This window comes from Vagococcus sp. WN89Y (genome assembly GCF_052220145.1).
In the GTDB taxonomy this organism is placed as follows: Bacteria; Pseudomonadota; Gammaproteobacteria; order Enterobacterales; family Enterobacteriaceae; genus Kosakonia.
This window is the reverse complement of record NZ_JBQPOM010000065.1, coordinates 1-18,456: the sequence shown is the minus strand read 5'-3', so window position 1 is coordinate 18,456 and position 18,456 is coordinate 1. Positions and strand designations below refer to the sequence as shown.

Sequence of the window (18,456 nt, the reverse complement as noted above, 5' to 3'; positions counted from 1 at the left end):
CGTGCAATAAAGGCTGGTAAGTGAAAAATGGCTGAACCACGTTTCGTACACCTGCGGGTGCATAGCGACTACTCCATGATAGACGGGCTGGCGAAAACCGCGCCGCTGGTGAAAAAGGCGGCCGCGCTTGGCATGCCTGCGCTGGCCATTACGGATTTCACCAACCTGTGCGGTCTGGTGAAGTTTTACGGAACGGCACACGGCGCAGGGATGAAGCCCATTGTCGGTGCTGATTTCCACGTCCAGTGCGATCTCCTGGGTGATGAACTTACGCAGCTGACGGTCCTTGCGGCCAACAATACCGGCTATCAGAACCTGACTTTGCTGATATCCCGCGCCTATCAGCGTGGCTACGGCGCTCAGGGGCCGTGGATCGATCGCGACTGGCTGCTGGAGCTGAACGAAGGGCTTATCCTGCTCTCCGGCGGGCGTATGGGCGATGTCGGCAAATGCCTGTTGCGCGGCAATAGCGCGCTGGCGGAGCAGTGTCTCGCTTTCTATAGCGAACACTTTGCCGATCGCTACTTCCTGGAATTAATTCGTACAGGTCGCCCTGACGAAGAGGCTTACCTGCACGCGGCAGTGCAGCTTGCAGAAGCGCAAGGGGTGCCGGTTGTCGCGACCAACGACGTGCGTTTCCTGGAAGAGGGCGATTTTGACGCCCATGAAATCCGCGTGGCTATCCACGACGGTTTTACCCTTGATGACCCAAAACGCCCGCGTAACTACTCCCCGCAGCAATATATGCGCAGCGAGGAGGAGATGTGCGAGCTGTTCTCCGATATTCCTGAAGCGCTGGAAAATACGGTCGAAATCGCCAAGCGCTGCAACGTTACCGTGCGCCTGGGCGAATACTTCCTGCCGCAGTTCCCCACGGGCGACATGTCGACAGAAGATTATTTGGTAAAAAAATCGAAAGAGGGCCTGGAAGAGCGCCTCGCCTTTCTGTTCCCGGATGAGCAAGTCCGCGCAGAAAAGCGCCCGCCTTACGATGAGCGTCTTGATATCGAACTTCAGGTTATTAACCAGATGGGCTTCCCTGGCTACTTCCTCATCGTGATGGAGTTTATCCAGTGGTCGAAAGATAACGGTGTCCCGGTGGGGCCGGGGCGCGGCTCCGGTGCCGGTTCGCTTGTCGCCTACGCGCTAAAAATTACCGACCTTGATCCGCTGGAGTTTGACCTGCTGTTCGAACGCTTCCTGAACCCGGAGCGCGTCTCAATGCCTGACTTTGACGTCGACTTCTGTATGGAGAAGCGCGACCAGGTTATTGAGCACGTGGCGGAAATGTACGGGCGCGACGCGGTATCGCAGATAATTACCTTCGGAACCATGGCGGCGAAAGCGGTTATCCGCGACGTTGGGCGCGTGCTGGGGCACCCGTACGGCTTTGTCGACAGGATCTCGAAGCTGGTGCCGCCTGACCCTGGCATGACGCTCGCCAAAGCGTTTGAAGCCGAGCCGCAGCTGCCGGAAATTTACGAGGCAGACGAAGAAGTCAAAGCGCTGATCGATATGGCGCGTAAGCTCGAAGGGGTAACGCGAAACGCCGGGAAACACGCCGGTGGCGTGGTTATCGCGCCGACGAAAATCACCGATTTTGCCCCGCTTTATTGCGATGAAGCCGGGCAGCATCCGGTCACCCAGTTTGATAAAAACGACGTCGAATATGCAGGCCTGGTGAAGTTCGACTTCCTCGGTTTGCGCACGCTGACCATCATTAACTGGGCGCTGGAAATGATAAACGCCCGGCGTGAGAAAAATGGCGAGCCGCCGCTGGATATCGCCGCCATTCCGCTGGACGACAAAAAAAGCTTCGATATGCTGCAACGCTCGGAAACCACGGCGGTGTTCCAGCTTGAATCCCGCGGCATGAAAGATCTTATCAAGCGCCTGCAACCTGACTGCTTCGAAGATATGATAGCGCTGGTGGCCCTGTTCCGCCCGGGGCCGTTGCAGTCGGGCATGGTAGATAACTTTATTGACCGTAAGCACGGGCGTGAAGAGATATCCTACCCGGACGTTCAGTGGCAGCACGAAAGCCTGAAGCCGGTACTGGAGCCGACCTACGGCATCATCCTGTACCAGGAACAGGTGATGCAGATAGCCCAGGTGCTTTCCGGTTATACCCTCGGCGGCGCGGATATGCTGCGTCGTGCGATGGGTAAGAAAAAGCCGGAAGAGATGGCCAAACAGCGCGGCACCTTTGCTGAAGGGGCGCAGAAGAACGGCATCGACGGCGAGCTGGCGATGAAAATCTTTGACCTGGTAGAGAAATTTGCCGGTTACGGGTTTAACAAATCGCACTCTGCTGCCTATGCTTTGGTTTCATACCAAACGCTGTGGCTCAAAGCGCACTATCCGGCGGAGTTTATGGCGGCGGTAATGACCGCTGATATGGACAACACCGAGAAGGTGGTGGGCCTGGTGGATGAATGCTGGCGCATGGGGCTGAAAATTCTGCCGCCGGACATTAACTCAGGTCTCTACCATTTTCACGTCAACGACGACGGTGAAATTGTTTATGGCATCGGCGCGATTAAAGGCGTGGGCGAAGGGCCGATTGAAGCGATTATCGAAGCGCGCAATAACGGCGGCTACTTCCGCGAGCTGTTCGATTTATGCGCCCGCACCGATATCAAAAAGCTGAACCGCCGGGTGCTGGAAAAACTGATTATGTCCGGGGCGTTCGACCGTCTCGGGCCGCATCGCGCAGCGCTGATGAACTCGCTGGGCGATGCGTTGAAAGCCGCCGATCAGCACGCAAAAGCGGAAGCTATCGGCCAGGCGGATATGTTTGGCGTACTGGCGGAAGAGCCGGAGCAAATTGAGCAGTCCTACGCCAACTGCCAGCCGTGGCCGGAGCAGGTGCAGCTTGATGGCGAGCGGGAAACGTTAGGCTTATACCTGACGGGGCACCCGATTAACCAGTATTTAAAAGAAATTGAGCGCTATGTCGGCGGCAACAGGCTCAAAGACATGCATCCGACCGAACGTGGGAAAGTGACCACGGCGGCGGGGCTCGTCATTGCCGCGCGGGTTATGGTCACCAAGCGCGGCAATCGTATCGGCATCTGTACGCTGGATGACCGTTCCGGGCGTCTGGAGGTGATGTTATTCACCGACGCACTGGATAAATACCAGCATTTGCTGGAAAAAGACCGCATACTTATCGTCAGCGGACAGGTCAGCTTTGATGACTTCAGCGGCGGGCTTAAAATGACTGCCCGCGAAGTTATGGACATTGACGAAGCCCGGGAAAAATACGCCCGTGGGCTTGCTATCTCGCTGACGGACAGGCAAATTGATGACCAGCTTTTAAACCGACTCCGTCAGTCTCTGGAACCCCATCGCTCGGGAACCATTCCAGTACATCTCTACTATCAGAGGGCGGATGCACGCGCACGGTTACGTTTCGGCGCAACCTGGCGTGTCTCTCCGAGCGATCGTTTACTCAACGATTTGCGTGGCCTCATAGGTTCGGAGCAGGTGGAACTGGAGTTTGACTAATACAGGAATACTATGAGTCTGAATTTCCTTGATTTCGAACAGCCGATTGCCGAGCTGGAAGCGAAAATCGATTCTCTGACCGCCGTTGGCCGTCAGGATGAAAAACTGGATATTAACATTGACGAAGAAGTGCATCGTCTGCGCGAAAAAAGCGTAGAGCTGACGCGCAAAATCTTCGCCGATCTGGGTGCATGGCAGGTTGCTCAGCTGGCACGCCATCCGCTGCGTCCTTATACGCTGGATTACGTCCGTCTGGCTTTTGACGAGTTCGACGAGCTGGCAGGCGACCGTGCTTATGCCGACGATAAAGCCATCGTTGGCGGTATCGCGCGTCTGGACGGGCGTCCGGTGATGATCATTGGTCATCAGAAAGGTCGTGAAACCAAAGAGAAAATTCGCCGCAATTTTGGTATGCCGGCACCGGAAGGCTACCGCAAAGCGCTGCGCCTGATGGAAATGGCCGAGCGTTTCAATATGCCGATCATTACCTTTATCGACACCCCAGGCGCGTACCCTGGCGTTGGCGCTGAAGAGCGCGGCCAGTCAGAAGCCATTGCGCGTAACCTGCGCGAAATGTCGCGTCTGAACGTACCGATTATCTGCACCGTGATTGGTGAAGGTGGTTCCGGCGGTGCGCTGGCGATTGGCGTTGGCGACAAGGTGAACATGCTGCAATACAGCACCTATTCGGTTATCTCGCCGGAAGGTTGCGCATCCATTTTGTGGAAAAGCGCCGACAAAGCTCCGCTGGCTGCCGAAGCGATGGGCATCATCGCGCCGCGCCTGAAAGAGCTAAAACTGATCGACTCCATTGTTCCGGAACCGCTGGGCGGCGCGCATCGCAACCCGGAAGCAATGGCGGCTTCGCTGAAAGCGCAGCTGTTGGCCGATCTTGCCGACCTGGATGTGCTGAGCAAAGACGATCTGCGTAACCGCCGTTACCAGCGTCTGATGAGCTACGGCTACGCCTGATCCTCATGTATCGTTACCAGGCCGCACCTTGTGTGCGGCTTTTTTATGCCTGCGGTTTACCTCAACTATGCTTAGTGGATGTTTTTAAAGGAGGTAGCTGTGAATATTATTGCCATAATGGGAGCGCAGGGGGTTTTCTACAAAGATGAGCCGATTAAAGAACTGGAGCAGGCATTACAGCGCAAAGGCTTTCAGCTGATCAGGCCACAAAACCGTGCTGACCTGCTGAAATTTATCGAACATAACCCGCGCATCTGCGGCGTTATCTTTGACTGGGATGAATACTCGGTCGAATTGTGCAGCGAAATTAATCAGCTCAATGAATACCTGCCGCTCTACGCCTTTATCAACACCCATTCGACGATGGATATCAGCGCCCAGGATATGCGTATGGCGCTGTGGTTTTTTGAATATGCGCTTGGCGTTGCCGACGATATCGCGACGCGCATCGCACAGTACACTAAAGAATATCTGGAAAACATCACGCCACCCTTCACCAGGGCGCTGTTTACCTATGTGCAGGAGGGAAAGTACACCTTCTGCACGCCAGGGCATATGGCAGGTACCGCCTATCAAAAAAGCCCGGTTGGCTGTTTGTTCTACGACTTTTTCGGCGGCAATACGTTAAAAGCCGATGTCTCGATCTCCGTGACGGAGCTGGGATCGCTGCTTGATCATACCGGCCCGCACCTGGAGGCCGAGGAGTATATCGCGCGCACGTTCGGCGCCGAGCAGAGCTATATGGTGACCAACGGGACCTCGACCTCCAACAAAATAGTCGGCATGTACGCAGCCCCCGCTGGCAGTACGCTGCTCATTGACCGCAACTGCCATAAATCGCTCGCCCATTTGCTGATGATGAGCGATGTGGTGCCGCTCTGGCTAAAACCAGGACGCAATGCGCTGGGCATTTTGGGCGGTATTCCCCGGCGGGAATTTAGCGAAGCCAGTATCGAGCAAAAAGTGGCAACAACCACCGGCGCCAGCTGGCCGGTGCATGCGGTTATCACCAACTCCACCTACGACGGCCTGCTTTATAACACTGACTGGATCAAAAAAACGCTCAAAGTCCCGTCGATCCATTTCGATTCAGCGTGGGTGCCCTACACCAATTTTCACCCGATCTATGCGGGAAAGAGCGGCATGAGCGGCGAGCGAGTGCCGGGAAAAGTGATTTTTGAAACGCAATCGACGCATAAAATGCTGGCGGCATTCTCCCAGGCATCGCTTATTCATATAAAGGGAGAATATGACGAAGATACCTTTAACGAAGCTTTTATGATGCATACCACCACCTCGCCGAGTTATCCGCTGGTGGCTTCGATTGAAACGGCGGCGGCGATGCTGCGTGGCAATCCGGGTAAGCGGCTGATTAACCGCTCGGTGGAACGGGCGCTGCACTTTCGCAAAGAGGTTCAGCGACTGAAAGAGGAGGCGGACGGCTGGTTTTTTGATATCTGGCAGCCAGCGGAGATAGACGAAGCCGACTGCTGGCCGGTGACGCCCAACGCGCAATGGCATGGTTTTCGCGATGCGGATGCCAACCATATGTTTCTCGATCCGGTCAAAGTCACGATCCTGACGCCGGGCATGGATGAGCAGGGTGTCATGAGCGAAGAGGGGATCCCTGCCGCGCTGGTGGCGAAATTTCTTGATGAGCGCGGCGTGGTGGTAGAAAAAACCGGGCCGTACAACCTGCTGTTTTTGTTCAGTATTGGCATTGATAAGACCCGAGCGATGGGGCTATTGCGCGGGCTGATGGAGTTTAAACGCGCCTACGATCTCAACCTGCGGGTGAAAAATATGCTGCCGGATCTCTACGCCGAAGATCCGGACTTCTACCGTAACATGCGCATCCAGGATCTGGCGCAAGGGATCCATAAGCTTATTCGCCAGCACGATCTGCCGCGCCTGATGTTGCAGGCCTTCGATGTGCTGCCGGAGATGACCTTAACACCGCACCAGGCCTGGCAGCGGCAGATTCAGGGAGATGTCGAAACGGTCGAACTGGAGAATCTGGTCGGGCGCGTCTCGGCCAATATGATCCTACCTTACCCGCCCGGTGTGCCGCTGGTGATGCCGGGGGAAAAAATCACCGAACACAGCCGGGCGGTGCTGGATTTTCTGCTGATGCTTTGCGCGATTGGCCGTCACTATCCAGGGTTTGAGACAGATATTCACGGCACGAAGCGTGACGAGGAAGGCGTCTACCGGGTACGAGTCCTAAAAGCGCGCTGATAACTTGCGGGCTGCGGCAGGCGGGCGTAAGTTTGGGTGACGTAAAAAGGAGAAATCATGCTGGGATTAAAAAAAGTTCATCATATCGCCATCATTGCAACTGATTATGCAAAGAGCAAAGCATTCTATTGCGATATCCTCGGTTTTACGCTGCAAAGCGAAGTCTACCGTGAAGCGCGCGATTCGTGGAAAGGCGATCTTGCCCTGAACGGGGAGTATGTTATTGAGCTGTTTTCGTTCCCTTTTCCACCCCAGCGTCCCAGCCGCCCGGAAGCCTGCGGCCTGCGCCATCTGGCGTTCAGCGTTGATGATATTGACCAGGCAGTAGCTCATCTCACCGCGCATGGCGTAAAATGCGAAGAGGTTCGCATCGATCCGTGTACCGACAAACGTTTTACCTTTTTTAACGACCCCGACGGTTTGCCGCTGGAGCTGTACCAGCAGTAATGCTTGCCAGGCTTAAGATTGCCCGGTAACGTGCCGGGCACTATCTCTGTATTGAATGTTCCTATGACCACGCCACTGTTTGTATCGCTGCCCGCCGACGCGCGCCATTTTCTGGTGGCATTTAGCGGCGGGTTGGATTCGACCGTCTTGCTGCACCAGTTGCTGCTTTTGCGCACCCGACAGCCGGGTGTACAACTGCGTGCAATCCATGTTCATCATGGGCTTAGCCCGTTTGCCGATAGCTGGGTGGCGCACTGCGAGCAGCTCTGCGCGCAATGGCAAATCCCTCTGGTGGTGGTGCGCGTCACGCTGGTAAATAATGGCGAAGGCATTGAAGCGCAGGCGCGTGCAGCGCGCTATCAGGCGTTCGCTGATGCACTGATGCCTGGCGAAGTGCTGCTTACCGCCCAGCATCTGGACGATCAGTGCGAAACTTTTTTGCTGGCATTAAAGCGCGGCAGCGGCCCGGCGGGGCTGGCCGCGATGCCTGAGCGCATGCCGTTTGCCGGCACACAGCTTATCCGCCCGCTGCTTCGCCACAGCCGGGGCACGCTTGAACAATGGGCGCAGCAGTACGCCCTGAGCTGGATTGAGGACGAAAGCAACGGCGATGCCAGCTTCGATCGTAATTTTCTGCGTTTAGAGGTTTTGCCCCGTCTGATGGCCCGCTGGCCGCATTTTGCGCAGGCGACAGCGCGCAGCGCGGCGCTGTGTGGCGAGCAGGAACAGTTGCTTGATGAGCTACTGGCGCAAGAGCTTGCGGCTGCGATCGCGGATAACGGTGCGTTACGTATCGCCTCATTGCGTGAACTCAGCGATGTCCGGCGCGCCGCGCTGTTACGCCGCTGGCTGGCACAGCAGGGCGCGGTGATGCCCTCGCGCGCGATGCTGAACCGAATCTGGCAGGAAGTCGCGCTGGCACGCGAGGACGCCACGCCTTGCCTGCGTTTTGGCGAGTTTGCGGTGCGCCGTTTTCAGGACTGCCTGTGGTGGGTTAAAAACATTGCAGGTCAGCGCGACACCGAGCTTATATGGGCGCTGCCCGGCACGCTTACCCTGCCGGATGCGTTAGGTTCGTTATTTTTACTGCCGGGAGGGGAGCTGCGCGCACCGGAGCCACAGGAAACGGTTAGCGTGCGCTTTCAGGCACCGGGTTTGTTACATATTGTCGGGCGCAGCGGCGGGCGTAAGCTTAAGAAAATCTGGCAGGAGCTGGAGGTTGCGCCCTGGCTGCGTGACACCACGCCGCTGCTGTTCTACGGCGAGACGTTGATTGCGGCAGCGGATCGGTTTGTTACGCAACAAGGTCAGAAGGGCGAGGGCGAGCAGGGAGTACGCCTGGAGTGGCAAAGATAACGGGCAACATATGCGCTGCCCGCCAAAATAATCAGGACTCGCTCACCACAACGGTGCCGATTTCAGGATGGCTGAAGCTGGTAATTTTGTCGAGACGCAGCTCGCGCGTTGCACCGGCTGCCTCAACTACCAGATATTCTACGTTTTTACGAGAGACTAAATCGTTAGCCCTGGCATTGAGCACCTCGCCATCTTTCAGTTCCAGCGCCAGTAACAGATGATGCTGGCAGGCGAGTTCAAGGTTGTCATAATCATCACAATTGATGGGTTGATAGTCATCATTCATTGACATAATCGCTCACCAGTAAGTTCGCGGCTGCATATGCCGACTTTTCTCTGACCGACTCTGAAAGGGTGTCATCCGACGCCACTTCATTCAGCACTTTTAATACGCACCCCAGCGCGTCCGGGACATAGCCCAGCTCTCCGCTGGCGATTTCCGCATAGCGTTTACGCACTAACTCACAATAATTGTTCACATCACCTCCTGTCAGCAACCTGACGTTACTGTGAGATAACACTAAGCCTACGAAGGTTAGCTCTGTTTCGCAAGGTGACTATAACACACCTTGTTAACCATTAAGCTTTTCAATAAATACCGGGGAGCAAGAGATAACAGCGCGTTATGCGTAGATTCGCTACAATGAGCACCAATTTATGCAGGAGGGATGTTATGGCGCTTAAAGCGACAATTTATAAAGCAGCGGTGAATGTGGCCGACCTGGATCGTAATCAGTTTTTAGATGCCGCACTAACGCTGGCCCGTCATCCTTCCGAAACACAGGAGCGCATGATGCTGCGCCTGCTGGCATGGATAAAATATGCCGACGAGCGTCTGCAATTCACGCGCGGTTTATGCGCAGAAGACGAACCCGAAGCCTGGCTACGCAATGACTATCTTGGCATTGATCTGTGGATAGAGCTGGGTTTACCTGACGAAAAGCGGCTGAAGAAAGCCTGCACCCAGGCGAAAGAGGTCGCGCTGTTTACCTATAATTCACGGGCGGCGCAAATCTGGTGGCAGCAAAATCAAGCGCGCTGCGCTGGTTTTACTAATCTGAGCATCTGGTATCTGGATGATGAACAGCTGGCGGCGCTGAGCGCTTTTGCCGGGCGCACCATGACATTACAGGCGACGTTGCAGGAAGGCGCAATCTGGCTCTCGGACGATAGCCAGAACCGGGAGTTCCATTTTGAAGCCTGGCAGCAGTCATGATTGAAATCTCCCGAACGGTGTCTATCCCCGAGGAGGAGCTGACGATCACCGCTGTGCGGGCGCAAGGCGCGGGCGGTCAGCATGTTAATAAAAGCTCGACCGCCATCCATTTGCGCTTTGACATTCGGGCCTCAAGCCTGCCAGAGTACTACAAGGCGCGTTTGCTGGAGGCCTCGCACCATCTGATCTCAGGAGACGGCTGGATAATTATCAAAGCGCAGGAGTACCGTAGCCAGGAGATGAACCGCGAGGCGGCGATAGCCCGGCTGGTGGCGCTGATCAAAGAATTGACCGTAGTGCAAAAAAGCCGCAGGGCCACCCGCCCGACGCGTGCTTCAAAAGAGCGTCGGCTGGCAGGTAAGGCGCAAAAATCATCAGTAAAAGCGCTACGCGGAAAAGTGCGTCGCCATGAAGGGTGACGGGTAACAGGGCTTATAAAAGGAAGGGAACGTGAAAAAAGCGATTTTAACGGTGCTGGCAGGGTGTGTATTTTTTTCGCTGATGGGTTGTAACAACCGTGATGTAGAGACGGTACAACCAACCCAGGTTGAAGAACTAAAATCGATGCAGCAAAGCTGGCGCGGTGTTTTACCCTGCGCGGATTGTGAAGGCATTGAGACGTCGCTGTTTCTGGAAAAAGATGGCAGCTGGGTGATGAATCAGCGCTATCTGGGGGCGAAGGAGCCTGCCAGCTTTGCCTCCTATGGGCGCTGGGCGCGCACCGCCGATAAACTCATTCTGACCGATAGCGACGGCGAAAAAACCTATTTTCACGCGAAAGGTGATGCTCTGGAGATGCTTGATTCCGAGGGCAACCCGATTGAGTCAACGCTGAACTATACGTTACAACCGGTCAAGGCCGCGCTGCCCGCCACGTCCATGACCCTGCGCGGCATGTATATGTACAGGGCAGATGCGGCGGTATTTACCGACTGTGCCACTGGCCAGCAAATTATGGTTGCCAGCAATGCTCAGCTGGAGCGCGATTACGCCGCTGCGCGCGGAACGCAAACCAAACCCGTCTTACTGGTGATAAAAGGGCATTTTGCTTTGCAACCGAACCCGGATACAGGGGCGGCGCAAAAAGTACTGGTGACAACCACGAAAGGTGAGTTTGATATTGATAAAGGATGCGACGATTGAGGTGAATATACCTCTTTTCGCTTATCGCATATTTTCTAATCGTTTTTTGAAAGTTTAATCCAGATTAACTACTCAGAATCATGGTTTTTAACTGGAACGAGTCAGCAATGATTAGAGTAAATTTCCCCCGCATTGTGCAAGGCGTTATGGCGTTAGGCCAGGCCGCCAAAAGCCAGCCGGTTCAACTGGCTGGTTTTATGGCGAGAGTGGCATCCGTCGGTAATTCACCGGTATCTCTGGCAAAAAACCAGGACGCCCCGGCACAGTTTTCCCTGTTGCGTAAGCGTCAGGCTCCGCAGCCAACCGCAGAAATGATCCAGCAAGCAATAGAGCGCAAATTCCAGGAAGGCATCGCATCGGGCACAATTAAAACGCCGGATGTAACGGATAGTGCAAAACCACAGGTGCAAACAATGGCTGTGGATTTGAGCCCCGTTAAGCTTGCGAGCAACAGTTTTTTGCAACAAGGCGGCGAGCAGAAGCTTAAGGCGATGGGCGAAATGCTGGCAAAACAGCTTGAAGGGACCAGACATGGCGCTCTGCCTATGGTACGAGCCCCGTCTGATGAAGCAACGCTGACGCCGCGTGCAGAGAAAATAGCGCTGGATTTGCGTGATGCATTACGTGCGCGTATGGCGGGTGCGCAGAAAGCGTCTGAGCCAGTGGCAAAGCCGACTGAAAGTGCATCGTCAGATAAACCGGTATCTCAGATGAGCGCGCTGGAAGCCGGATTGTTCAAAGCAGCACGCGAGCGCGAGCTGCGGCTTCAGCAGTAGGGCGGTGCGGAATAAAAAATGGAGTGCCTCTGGCACTCCATTTTTTTGCGTTAACCTTTGATGGCCTTGACCAGGTAATTGAGGATTTCCCCGGTTTTAATCAGCTGTTTCTCGCCGTTACGACGGTATTTGTATTCGATATCGTCGTTATCAAGGTTACGATCGCCAATGACGATAGTGTGCGGAATACCGATAAGCTCCATATCGGCAAACATCACGCCGGGGCGTTCTTTACGGTCGTCCATCAGTACTTCAATACCCTGCGCGCGCAGTTCTGCGTAGAGTTTTTCCGCCAGTTCCTGCACACGGTAAGATTTGTGCATATTCATCGGCAGAATGGCGACCTGGAACGGCGCAATGGCTTCCGGCCAGACGATCCCGCGCTCATCGTGGTTCTGCTCAATCGCGGCAGCCACAACGCGCGTTACGCCAATACCGTAGCACCCCATCGTCAGGATCTGGTTGCGGCCATCTTCACCCTGCACCGCAGCATTCAGCGCTTCAGAGTACTTGGTGCCGAGCTGGAAGATGTGACCGACTTCGATACCGCGCTTAATCAGCAGCGTGCCTTTGCCATCCGGGCTCGGATCGCCAGCTACCACGTTACGAATATCCGCCACTTCCGGGGTGGCAACGTCGCGATCCCAGTTGATGCCGAAATAGTGTTTACCATCGATATTCGCACCGGCTGCGAAATCACTCATCACGGCAACTGAACGGTCAATCACCACCGGAACAGGCATATTGACCGGGCCGAGAGAGCCAGGACCTGCGGCAATTACCGCGCGGATTTCAGCTTCGGTTGCAAAGGTGAGCGGCGCAGCAACCTGCGGCAGCTTCTCTGCTTTGACTTCATTCAGCTCATGATCGCCGCGAACCAGCAGGGCAACCAGCGGGTAGCTGCTCCCTTCCACCGCTTTCACCAGCAGCGTCTTAACGGTCTTTTCAATGGGCAGATTAAACTGCTCAACCAGATCGGCGATGGTTTTTGCATTCGGCGTATCGACCAGCGTCATTTCCTGGGTTGCCGGCGCGCGCGCAGTTTGCGGTGCCAGCGCTTCGGCAAACTCAATATTGGCCGCGTAGTCGGACGAGTCAGAGAAAATCACATCATCTTCGCCGCTCTGCGCCAGCACCTGGAACTCGTGCGAAGCGTTCCCGCCGATGGAGCCGGTATCAGCCTGAACCGCGCGGAAATCCAGCCCCATACGGCTGAAGATTTTGCTGTACGCGCTATACATCGCATCATAAGTCTCTTGCAGCGATTCCTGAGAGGTATGGAATGAATACGCATCTTTCATCAGGAATTCACGGGAGCGCATGACGCCAAAACGTGGGCGCACTTCGTCACGGAACTTGGTCTGGATCTGGAAGAAGTTTAACGGCAGCTGTTTATAGGAGCTCAGCTCGTTACGGATAAGATCGGTTATCACCTCTTCATGCGTCGGGCCGAGCACAAACGGACGATCGCCGCGATCAACAAAACGCAGCAGTTCCGGGCCGTACTGCTCCCAGCGGCCGCTTTCCTGCCACAGGTCTGCCGGTTGCACCACTGGCATGGACACCTCAATCGCCCCGGCGTTATTCATCTCTTCACGCACGATGTTTTCGACTTTTTTCAGGACGCGCAGACCGGTCGGCAGCCAGGTGTACAACCCGGAGGCCAGTTTGCGGATCATCCCGGCGCGCAGCATCAGCTGGTGGCTAATGACTTCGGCGTCGGCAGGCGTCTCCTTAAGGGTGGAGAGCAGATATTGGCTAGTACGCATGTTGTTACGGTTCCATTTGGACAATCGGAACAGGCCTTAATCAGACCTGACACAAAAAAAGTGGTTTAGTTTATCAGCCTGGCAGAGTTGCCAAAAGAGAGGGAGATAAAATTAGCGCGCCTCAAGCGCAAACACTTCAAAACCAGCGGCCGTCACACGCCAGCGCACGTTAAAATCCAGTAGCCAGACGGCGTACGATTTTCCCTGCTCTTCTTCTTTGCGATAGGCCGGGCGCGGATCTTGCGCCAGCACCTCCTGCAAAAAGGCTTTCAGGTGTGGATAACGGTTTTCCAGCCCGGCAAACTGCGCCTCGACCTGCGGCGTAAACGACACTTCTACCTCAGCGGCAGGCGGCTGTTGCGCATAGCTGGCTTTGGCATCGGGGAGCGCTTCGGCAAAGGGCAGGTAAGGCTTGATATCCACGACCGGCGTCCCATCAACCAAATCCAGGCTGCCCAGGCGCAAAATCACCCGATCTTTATGGCAATGAATATCGACAAGTTCCACCAACGACATGCCTATCGGGTTAGGGCGAAACGTCGAACGTGTGGCAAAGACGCCCATTCGCGCGTTTCCGCCAAGGCGAGGCGGGCGCACGGTGGGACGCCATCCACCTTCCATCGTTTGATGGAAAATAAACAGCACCCACAGATGGCTGAAACCTTCGAGGCCGCGCACGGCATCGGCTTGATTATAAGGGGCAAGCAGATGAAGCTCGCCGCTGCCGTGTTTCACCAGTCCTGGCTGTCGCGGTACGGCGAACTTCTCTTTGTATGGCGAACGGATGACCCCTATCTGCTCAAGCGCAAATGTACTCATTTCGCCGAAATGTCGAGAGCCGAGCCAACGCATACCGCCTGGCGATAGCAGCCTGCTTCACCGCTGGTCACTTCACAGCTATGCAGCAGCACCGCGTTTGCTTTCGCTTTTTTCGACGCGGCAATTTGCATGCGCTTACGGGCCGTTGGAATGTTTGGCGGAGAGTCCTGGTTAGTGGCCTGGCAGGATTCGCCGGTCACTTCGCCCAGATCGCGGAAGGGCTTGCCAACCAGCTCTGTCGCGTCAGTAATAATGCGTACCGGCGCAGGACGTGTCACTTTGGGTTTTACCGGCTCTGCTTTGGGCGCGTCTGCGGTGCTTTTTGCCGGCTCAACAGGAGATCTGCTTAGTAAAGAACAGCCGCTTAGCGTCAATGCTAATAAACAGATCGGTAAAGCACGCATAATGTATCCCTCAATGTAGTGTTCTCAACGCCGCTTATTGAATCAGGCGCGTGCGAAAATGACAAGACGGGCTTTCGCCCGCCTTGAATGATATTACAGACTGAAGAGATTACCAGCCTTTAACCGCACCGCCGTTAAAGACTTTGTTTGCCGCTTCGTTCACTTCGTCTGAATGGTAAGCTTCAACGAATTTCTTCACGTTCTCCGCGTCTTTATTATCTTCACGGGCAACGATCAGGTTCACGTACGGGGAGTCTTTGTCTTCAACAAAGATGCCATCTTTTTCCGGCGTCAGGCCAATCTGACTGGCGTAAGTGGTGTTGATAACGGCCAGGGCAATCTGGGCATCGTCCAGAGAACGCGGCAGCTGCGGCGCTTCGAGTTCAACAATTTTCAGATTTTTAGGGTTTTCGGTGATATCCAGCACGCTCGGCAGCAGGCCAACACCGTCTTTCAGTTTAATCAGACCCTGTTTTTGCAGCAGTAACAGAGAGCGGCCCAGGTTGGTCGGATCGTTAGGCACCGCAACCTGAGAACCATCCTGCAGCTCAGAGGTCTCTTTGATTTTTTTCGAGTAGCCAGCGATCGGGTAGACAAAGGTGTTACCGACCGGAACCAGTTTGAAACCGCGATCTTTAATCTGTTGGTCGAGGTAAGGTTTGTGCTGGAATGCGTTGGCGTCGATATCGCCTTTGCTCAGCGCTTCGTTGGGCAGAACGTAATCATTAAACGTGACCAGCTCAACGTCCAGACCATATTTGTCCTTAGCGACTTTCTGCGCAACTTCGGCAACTTGCTGCTCCGCACCGACAATCACTCCGACCTTAATATGGTTCGGATCTTTTTCGTCCTGGCCGCAACCGACCAGCGCCAGAGAACCGAGCAGGGCACCTACTGCGGCAAAGGTCTTAAATTTAAACGCCATGTGCTATTTCCTTACTAGTAAAATGTTGTGTGTCACGTTATTTGTGCGTCACAGCCCGGACGATACGATCGCCTGCGAATTGAATTAAGTAAACCAAAACCACGAGCAATACCAGTACCGTATTCATCACTAACGGATTATAGGTTACGTAACCATACTGAATGCCCAGTTGCCCCAAACCGCCAGCACCGACGGCACCGCCCATTGCGGAGTAGCCGACCAAAGTGATAAGCGTTATCGTCGCGGCATTAATCAGACCCGGTAATGCTTCTGGCAGCAGAACCTTACGGATAATCTGCATCGGCGTTGCACCCATCGCGCGTGAGGCTTCAATCAGGCCAGCAGGCAGCTCCAGCAGCGTGTTTTCCACCATGCGGGCAATAAATGGCGCTGCGCCAACGGTTAGCGGAACGATCACCGCATACAGGCCAATCGAGGTACCAACAATCACGCGAGTGAATGGAATCATCCAGACCAGCAGGATAATAAAAGGTATCGAGCGGAAGATATTCACCAGCGCCGAGATCACGCGGTAAAGACCGGGGTTTTCCATGATTTGGCCCGGACGGCTGACATAAAGCAGTACGCCGAACGGCAGCCCTACCACGAAACCCAGCAAACCGGAGGTAAAGGTCATAAACAACGTTTCCCAGATGCTGCGGGCAAATAGCCACATCATTGCCTCAGACATAACCCAGTACCTCTATTTTTACATGGTGTTCTTGCAGCCAGGCGATAGCGGCTTGCGTATCCTGTTGAGAACCGTGCATTTCGGTCAGCATGATGCCGAACTTCACACCGCCCGCGTAATCCATCTGCGCGCTAATAATATTGTTGTTAACATTGAAGCGACGCGCTGTTTCAGAGAGCAGCGGCGCGTCCACCGACTGACCGGTAAATTCCATACGCAGCATCGGCACGCTGTCCGCCTGCGGTTGCGGCTGCAAACGTTGCAGATAATCTTCAGGAATATCCAGGTGCAGCGTGGACTGAATAAACTGCTGCGCCAGCGGCGTTTTGGGGTGAGAAAAGACTTCACTCACCGTATTCTGCTCAATCAACTCGCCATTGCTGATGACCGCCACGCAGTCGCAAATGCGTTTCACCACGTCCATTTCATGGGTGATCAGCAAAATGGTCAGGCCCAGACGGCGGTTAATATCCTTCAGCAGTTCAAGAATGGAACGGGTTGTTGCCGGATCGAGCGCGCTGGTCGCTTCATCGCACAGCAGCACTTTTGGGGTGCTGGCTAACGCACGGGCAATCGCCACACGTTGTTTCTGCCCACCGGAAAGGTTCGCCGGGTAGCTGTCTTGCTTATCGCTCAGACCGACCAGATCGAGCAGTTCTTTCACCCGGCGGTTGATCTCTTCACGAGGCGTGTTATCCAGCTCTAAGGGCAACGCCACGTTACCAAACACAGTGCGTGAGGCGAGCAAGTTGAAGTGCTGGAATATCATGCCAATTTGACGGCGAGCTTTGGTCAAATCTGCTTCTGAAAGTTTCGTCAGCTCCTGGCCATCGACCAGCACGCTGCCCTGCGTCGGGCGCTCAAGCAGGTTAACGCAGCGGATCAGCGTGCTTTTGCCCGCGCCGGATGCGCCAATAACGCCATAAATTTGACCGGCAGGGACATGCAGGCTGACATTATTGAGCGCCTGAATAGTGCGGTTCCCCTGCTGGAACACTTTTGTAATGTTCGAAAGTTTAATCATTAGATTATTTTTATCGTATAAGAGTTAGCCGTGGCATTTTCTTCTGCCTGTTACGGGGAATGCCGTAAACACAGCGGATGTTAAGGCATCCAGACGTCTAAATCAATGACGCTCTGAATGAAGTGGCACTTTCCTGCATTGTGAAACGTGAGATACTAAAACCCTATGCCTTTTTCAGGAGCAAAGTAAGTGGCACAGTCAGTCCCTGCAATTTTTCTCGATCGTGATGGCACGATAAATGTCGATCACGGTTACGTCCATGAAATAGATAGCTTCGAATTTATCGAAGGTGTCATTGATGCTATGCGTGAATTAAAAGAAATGGGCTTTGCGCTGGTGCTGGTGACTAACCAATCCGGCATCGCGCGCGGTAAATTCACGGAAGCGCAATTTGAAACATTAACTGAATGGATGGACTGGTCGCTGGCAGACCGGGGTGTCGATCTCGATGGCATCTATTATTGCCCGCATCACCCGCAGGGGAGTGTCGAGGAATATCGCCAGGTCTGCGATTGCCGTAAGCCGCATCCGGGAATGCTTATCTCTGCGCGCGACTATCTGCACATCGATATGGCTGCTTCTTATATGGTAGGCGATAAAATGGAAGATATGCAGGCGGCAGAGGCCGCGCAGGTGGGAACAAAAGTGCTGGTGCGTTCGGGGAAACCGGTAACGCCGGAAGCGGAAAGTAGTGCAGACTGGGTAATTAATAGCCTCGCAGAACTGCCTGCGGCTATCAAAAAGCGCCAAAAATAACCGTTATGACGAAAAGATGAGCGGTTAAAACAAAAATGTATTTTTCCGCTTGTCATTCCCGCCAGGCTCCCTATAATGCGCCTCCATCGACACGGCGCTGATGAAACATTTCACGCAAATAGCCGGGTCGGTTGAAGAGAAAAAATCCTGCGAATCGGGGTTGACTCTTTAAGAGGAAAGCGTAATATACGCCACCTCGCGACAGTTCGCTAAAGCGCGTCGCAACTGCTCTTTAACAATTTATCAGACAATCTGTGTGGGCACTCAGAGTGACTGGATTCTTAACGTCTTCGGACGCTAAATGAATAACCAAGTCTCACGAGTGAACACGTAATTCATTACGAAGTTTAATTCATGAGCATCAAACTTAAATTGAAGAGTTTGATCATGGCTCAGATTGAACGCTGGCG

General features: G+C 54.4%; 18 protein-coding genes. 10 read left to right on the top strand and 8 right to left on the bottom strand.

Annotated features, from left to right (window positions below; all coding sequences use genetic code 11):
- Positions 1-27 precede the first annotated feature (27 nt).
- From dnaE to tilS, 5 genes are all read left to right on the top strand, one after another.
- The gene (dnaE, locus tag ACTU3N_RS18585; RefSeq protein ID WP_443087604.1) at positions 28-3,510 is read left to right on the top strand and encodes a DNA polymerase III subunit alpha; all 3,483 of its coding nucleotides are present in this window, start codon (positions 28-30) and stop codon (positions 3,508-3,510) included.
- A 12-nt stretch (positions 3,511-3,522) separates the two neighbouring features.
- Positions 3,523-4,482: an acetyl-CoA carboxylase carboxyl transferase subunit alpha gene (accA, locus tag ACTU3N_RS18580; protein ID WP_443087603.1), complete on the top strand. Its 960-nt coding sequence runs from the start codon at positions 3,523-3,525 to the stop codon at positions 4,480-4,482.
- A 99-nt stretch (positions 4,483-4,581) separates the two neighbouring features.
- A complete protein-coding gene (locus ACTU3N_RS18575; RefSeq protein WP_443087602.1) occupies positions 4,582-6,720 on the top strand; it encodes a lysine decarboxylase LdcC in 2,139 nt (712 codons plus the stop codon).
- 60 nt (positions 6,721-6,780) lie between these two features.
- Positions 6,781-7,167, top strand: coding sequence for a VOC family protein (locus tag ACTU3N_RS18570; protein WP_443087658.1), 387 nt, complete (start codon positions 6,781-6,783; stop codon positions 7,165-7,167).
- Between the two features lie 63 nt (positions 7,168-7,230).
- Positions 7,231-8,523, top strand: coding sequence for a tRNA lysidine(34) synthetase TilS (gene tilS, locus ACTU3N_RS18565; RefSeq protein WP_443087601.1), 1,293 nt, complete (start codon positions 7,231-7,233; stop codon positions 8,521-8,523).
- Between the two features lie 31 nt (positions 8,524-8,554).
- Here tilS and rof read toward each other — a convergent pair whose 3' ends face one another.
- Both rof and ACTU3N_RS18555 read right to left on the bottom strand, forming a co-directional pair.
- Entirely contained in the window at positions 8,555-8,815 is a 261-nt protein-coding gene (gene rof, locus ACTU3N_RS18560; protein ID WP_443087600.1) for a Rho-binding antiterminator, read from the bottom strand.
- The gene (locus tag ACTU3N_RS18555) at positions 8,802-9,002 is read right to left on the bottom strand and encodes a YaeP family protein (RefSeq protein WP_443087599.1); all 201 of its coding nucleotides are present in this window, start codon (positions 9,000-9,002) and stop codon (positions 8,802-8,804) included. Before ACTU3N_RS18555 ends, rof begins: the two co-directional genes overlap by 14 nt.
- A gap of 194 nt (positions 9,003-9,196) precedes the next feature.
- On the opposite strand from ACTU3N_RS18555, the gene ACTU3N_RS18550 reads away from it, so the two are divergent.
- The 4 genes from ACTU3N_RS18550 to ACTU3N_RS18535 all read left to right on the top strand — a co-directional run bounded on the left by ACTU3N_RS18550 (position 9,197) and on the right by ACTU3N_RS18535 (position 11,658).
- Positions 9,197-9,739 carry a YaeQ family protein gene (locus tag ACTU3N_RS18550; RefSeq protein WP_443087598.1) on the top strand — a complete coding sequence of 181 codons (543 nt, stop codon included), beginning with the start codon at positions 9,197-9,199 and terminating at the stop codon, positions 9,737-9,739.
- Positions 9,736-10,158, top strand: a complete 423-nt coding sequence (gene arfB / locus ACTU3N_RS18545) for an alternative ribosome rescue aminoacyl-tRNA hydrolase ArfB (protein ID WP_443087597.1) — start codon at positions 9,736-9,738, stop codon at positions 10,156-10,158. Before ACTU3N_RS18550 ends, arfB begins: the two co-directional genes overlap by 4 nt.
- A gap of 31 nt (positions 10,159-10,189) precedes the next feature.
- Entirely contained in the window at positions 10,190-10,882 is a 693-nt protein-coding gene (gene nlpE / locus ACTU3N_RS18540) for an envelope stress response activation lipoprotein NlpE (protein WP_443087596.1), read from the top strand.
- 107 nt (positions 10,883-10,989) lie between these two features.
- On the top strand, positions 10,990-11,658 hold the full coding sequence (locus tag ACTU3N_RS18535) for a hypothetical protein (RefSeq protein ID WP_443087595.1): 669 nt from the start codon (positions 10,990-10,992) through the stop codon (positions 11,656-11,658).
- Between the two features lie 50 nt (positions 11,659-11,708).
- On the opposite strand, the gene proS is transcribed toward ACTU3N_RS18535, so the two are convergent.
- From proS to metN, 6 genes are all read right to left on the bottom strand, one after another.
- Positions 11,709-13,427, bottom strand: a complete 1,719-nt coding sequence (gene proS / locus ACTU3N_RS18530) for a proline--tRNA ligase (RefSeq protein ID WP_443087594.1) — start codon at positions 13,425-13,427, stop codon at positions 11,709-11,711.
- 111 nt (positions 13,428-13,538) lie between these two features.
- A complete protein-coding gene (tsaA, locus tag ACTU3N_RS18525; protein WP_443087593.1) occupies positions 13,539-14,246 on the bottom strand; it encodes a tRNA (N6-threonylcarbamoyladenosine(37)-N6)-methyltransferase TrmO in 708 nt (235 codons plus the stop codon).
- Positions 14,243-14,650 carry an Rcs stress response system protein RcsF gene (rcsF, locus tag ACTU3N_RS18520; protein WP_443087592.1) on the bottom strand — a complete coding sequence of 136 codons (408 nt, stop codon included), beginning with the start codon at positions 14,648-14,650 and terminating at the stop codon, positions 14,243-14,245. Before rcsF ends, tsaA begins: the two co-directional genes overlap by 4 nt.
- A 109-nt stretch (positions 14,651-14,759) precedes the next feature.
- A complete protein-coding gene (locus ACTU3N_RS18515; protein ID WP_443087591.1) occupies positions 14,760-15,575 on the bottom strand; it encodes a MetQ/NlpA family lipoprotein in 816 nt (271 codons plus the stop codon).
- A 37-nt stretch (positions 15,576-15,612) separates the two neighbouring features.
- Positions 15,613-16,266, bottom strand: coding sequence for a methionine ABC transporter permease MetI (locus ACTU3N_RS18510; RefSeq protein WP_443087590.1), 654 nt, complete (start codon positions 16,264-16,266; stop codon positions 15,613-15,615).
- Positions 16,259-17,290 (bottom strand): methionine ABC transporter ATP-binding protein MetN, encoded by a 1,032-nt coding sequence (gene metN / locus ACTU3N_RS18505; RefSeq protein WP_443087589.1) that lies wholly within the window; start codon positions 17,288-17,290, stop codon positions 16,259-16,261. Before metN ends, ACTU3N_RS18510 begins: the two co-directional genes overlap by 8 nt.
- Before the next feature lie 189 nt (positions 17,291-17,479).
- Here metN and gmhB point away from each other — a divergent pair, with 189 nt between their 5' ends.
- A complete protein-coding gene (gene gmhB, locus ACTU3N_RS18500) occupies positions 17,480-18,046 on the top strand; it encodes a D-glycero-beta-D-manno-heptose 1,7-bisphosphate 7-phosphatase (RefSeq protein ID WP_443087588.1) in 567 nt (188 codons plus the stop codon).
- Positions 18,047-18,456 lie beyond the last annotated feature (410 nt).

Excerpts from the sequence above, each read along its gene's own strand:
- tilS (WP_443087601.1), top strand. The coding sequence starts at position 7,231 with ATGACCACGCCACTGTTTGTATCGCTGCCCGCCGACGCGCGCCATTTT.
- ACTU3N_RS18510 (WP_443087590.1), bottom strand. The coding sequence starts at position 16,266 with ATGTCTGAGGCAATGATGTGGCTATTTGCCCGCAGCATCTGGGAAACG.
- ACTU3N_RS18515 (WP_443087591.1), bottom strand. The coding sequence starts at position 15,575 with ATGGCGTTTAAATTTAAGACCTTTGCCGCAGTAGGTGCCCTGCTCGGT.
- metN (WP_443087589.1), bottom strand. The coding sequence starts at position 17,290 with ATGATTAAACTTTCGAACATTACAAAAGTGTTCCAGCAGGGGAACCGC.
- accA (WP_443087603.1), top strand. The coding sequence starts at position 3,523 with ATGAGTCTGAATTTCCTTGATTTCGAACAGCCGATTGCCGAGCTGGAA.
- ACTU3N_RS18550 (WP_443087598.1), top strand. The coding sequence starts at position 9,197 with ATGGCGCTTAAAGCGACAATTTATAAAGCAGCGGTGAATGTGGCCGAC.
- dnaE (WP_443087604.1), top strand. The coding sequence starts at position 28 with ATGGCTGAACCACGTTTCGTACACCTGCGGGTGCATAGCGACTACTCC.
- arfB (WP_443087597.1), top strand. The coding sequence starts at position 9,736 with ATGATTGAAATCTCCCGAACGGTGTCTATCCCCGAGGAGGAGCTGACG.
- tsaA (WP_443087593.1), bottom strand. The coding sequence starts at position 14,246 with ATGAGTACATTTGCGCTTGAGCAGATAGGGGTCATCCGTTCGCCATAC.
- rof (WP_443087600.1), bottom strand. The coding sequence starts at position 8,815 with ATGTCAATGAATGATGACTATCAACCCATCAATTGTGATGATTATGAC.
- rcsF (WP_443087592.1), bottom strand. The coding sequence starts at position 14,650 with ATGCGTGCTTTACCGATCTGTTTATTAGCATTGACGCTAAGCGGCTGT.
- ACTU3N_RS18535 (WP_443087595.1), top strand. The coding sequence starts at position 10,990 with ATGATTAGAGTAAATTTCCCCCGCATTGTGCAAGGCGTTATGGCGTTA.
- proS (WP_443087594.1), bottom strand. The coding sequence starts at position 13,427 with ATGCGTACTAGCCAATATCTGCTCTCCACCCTTAAGGAGACGCCTGCC.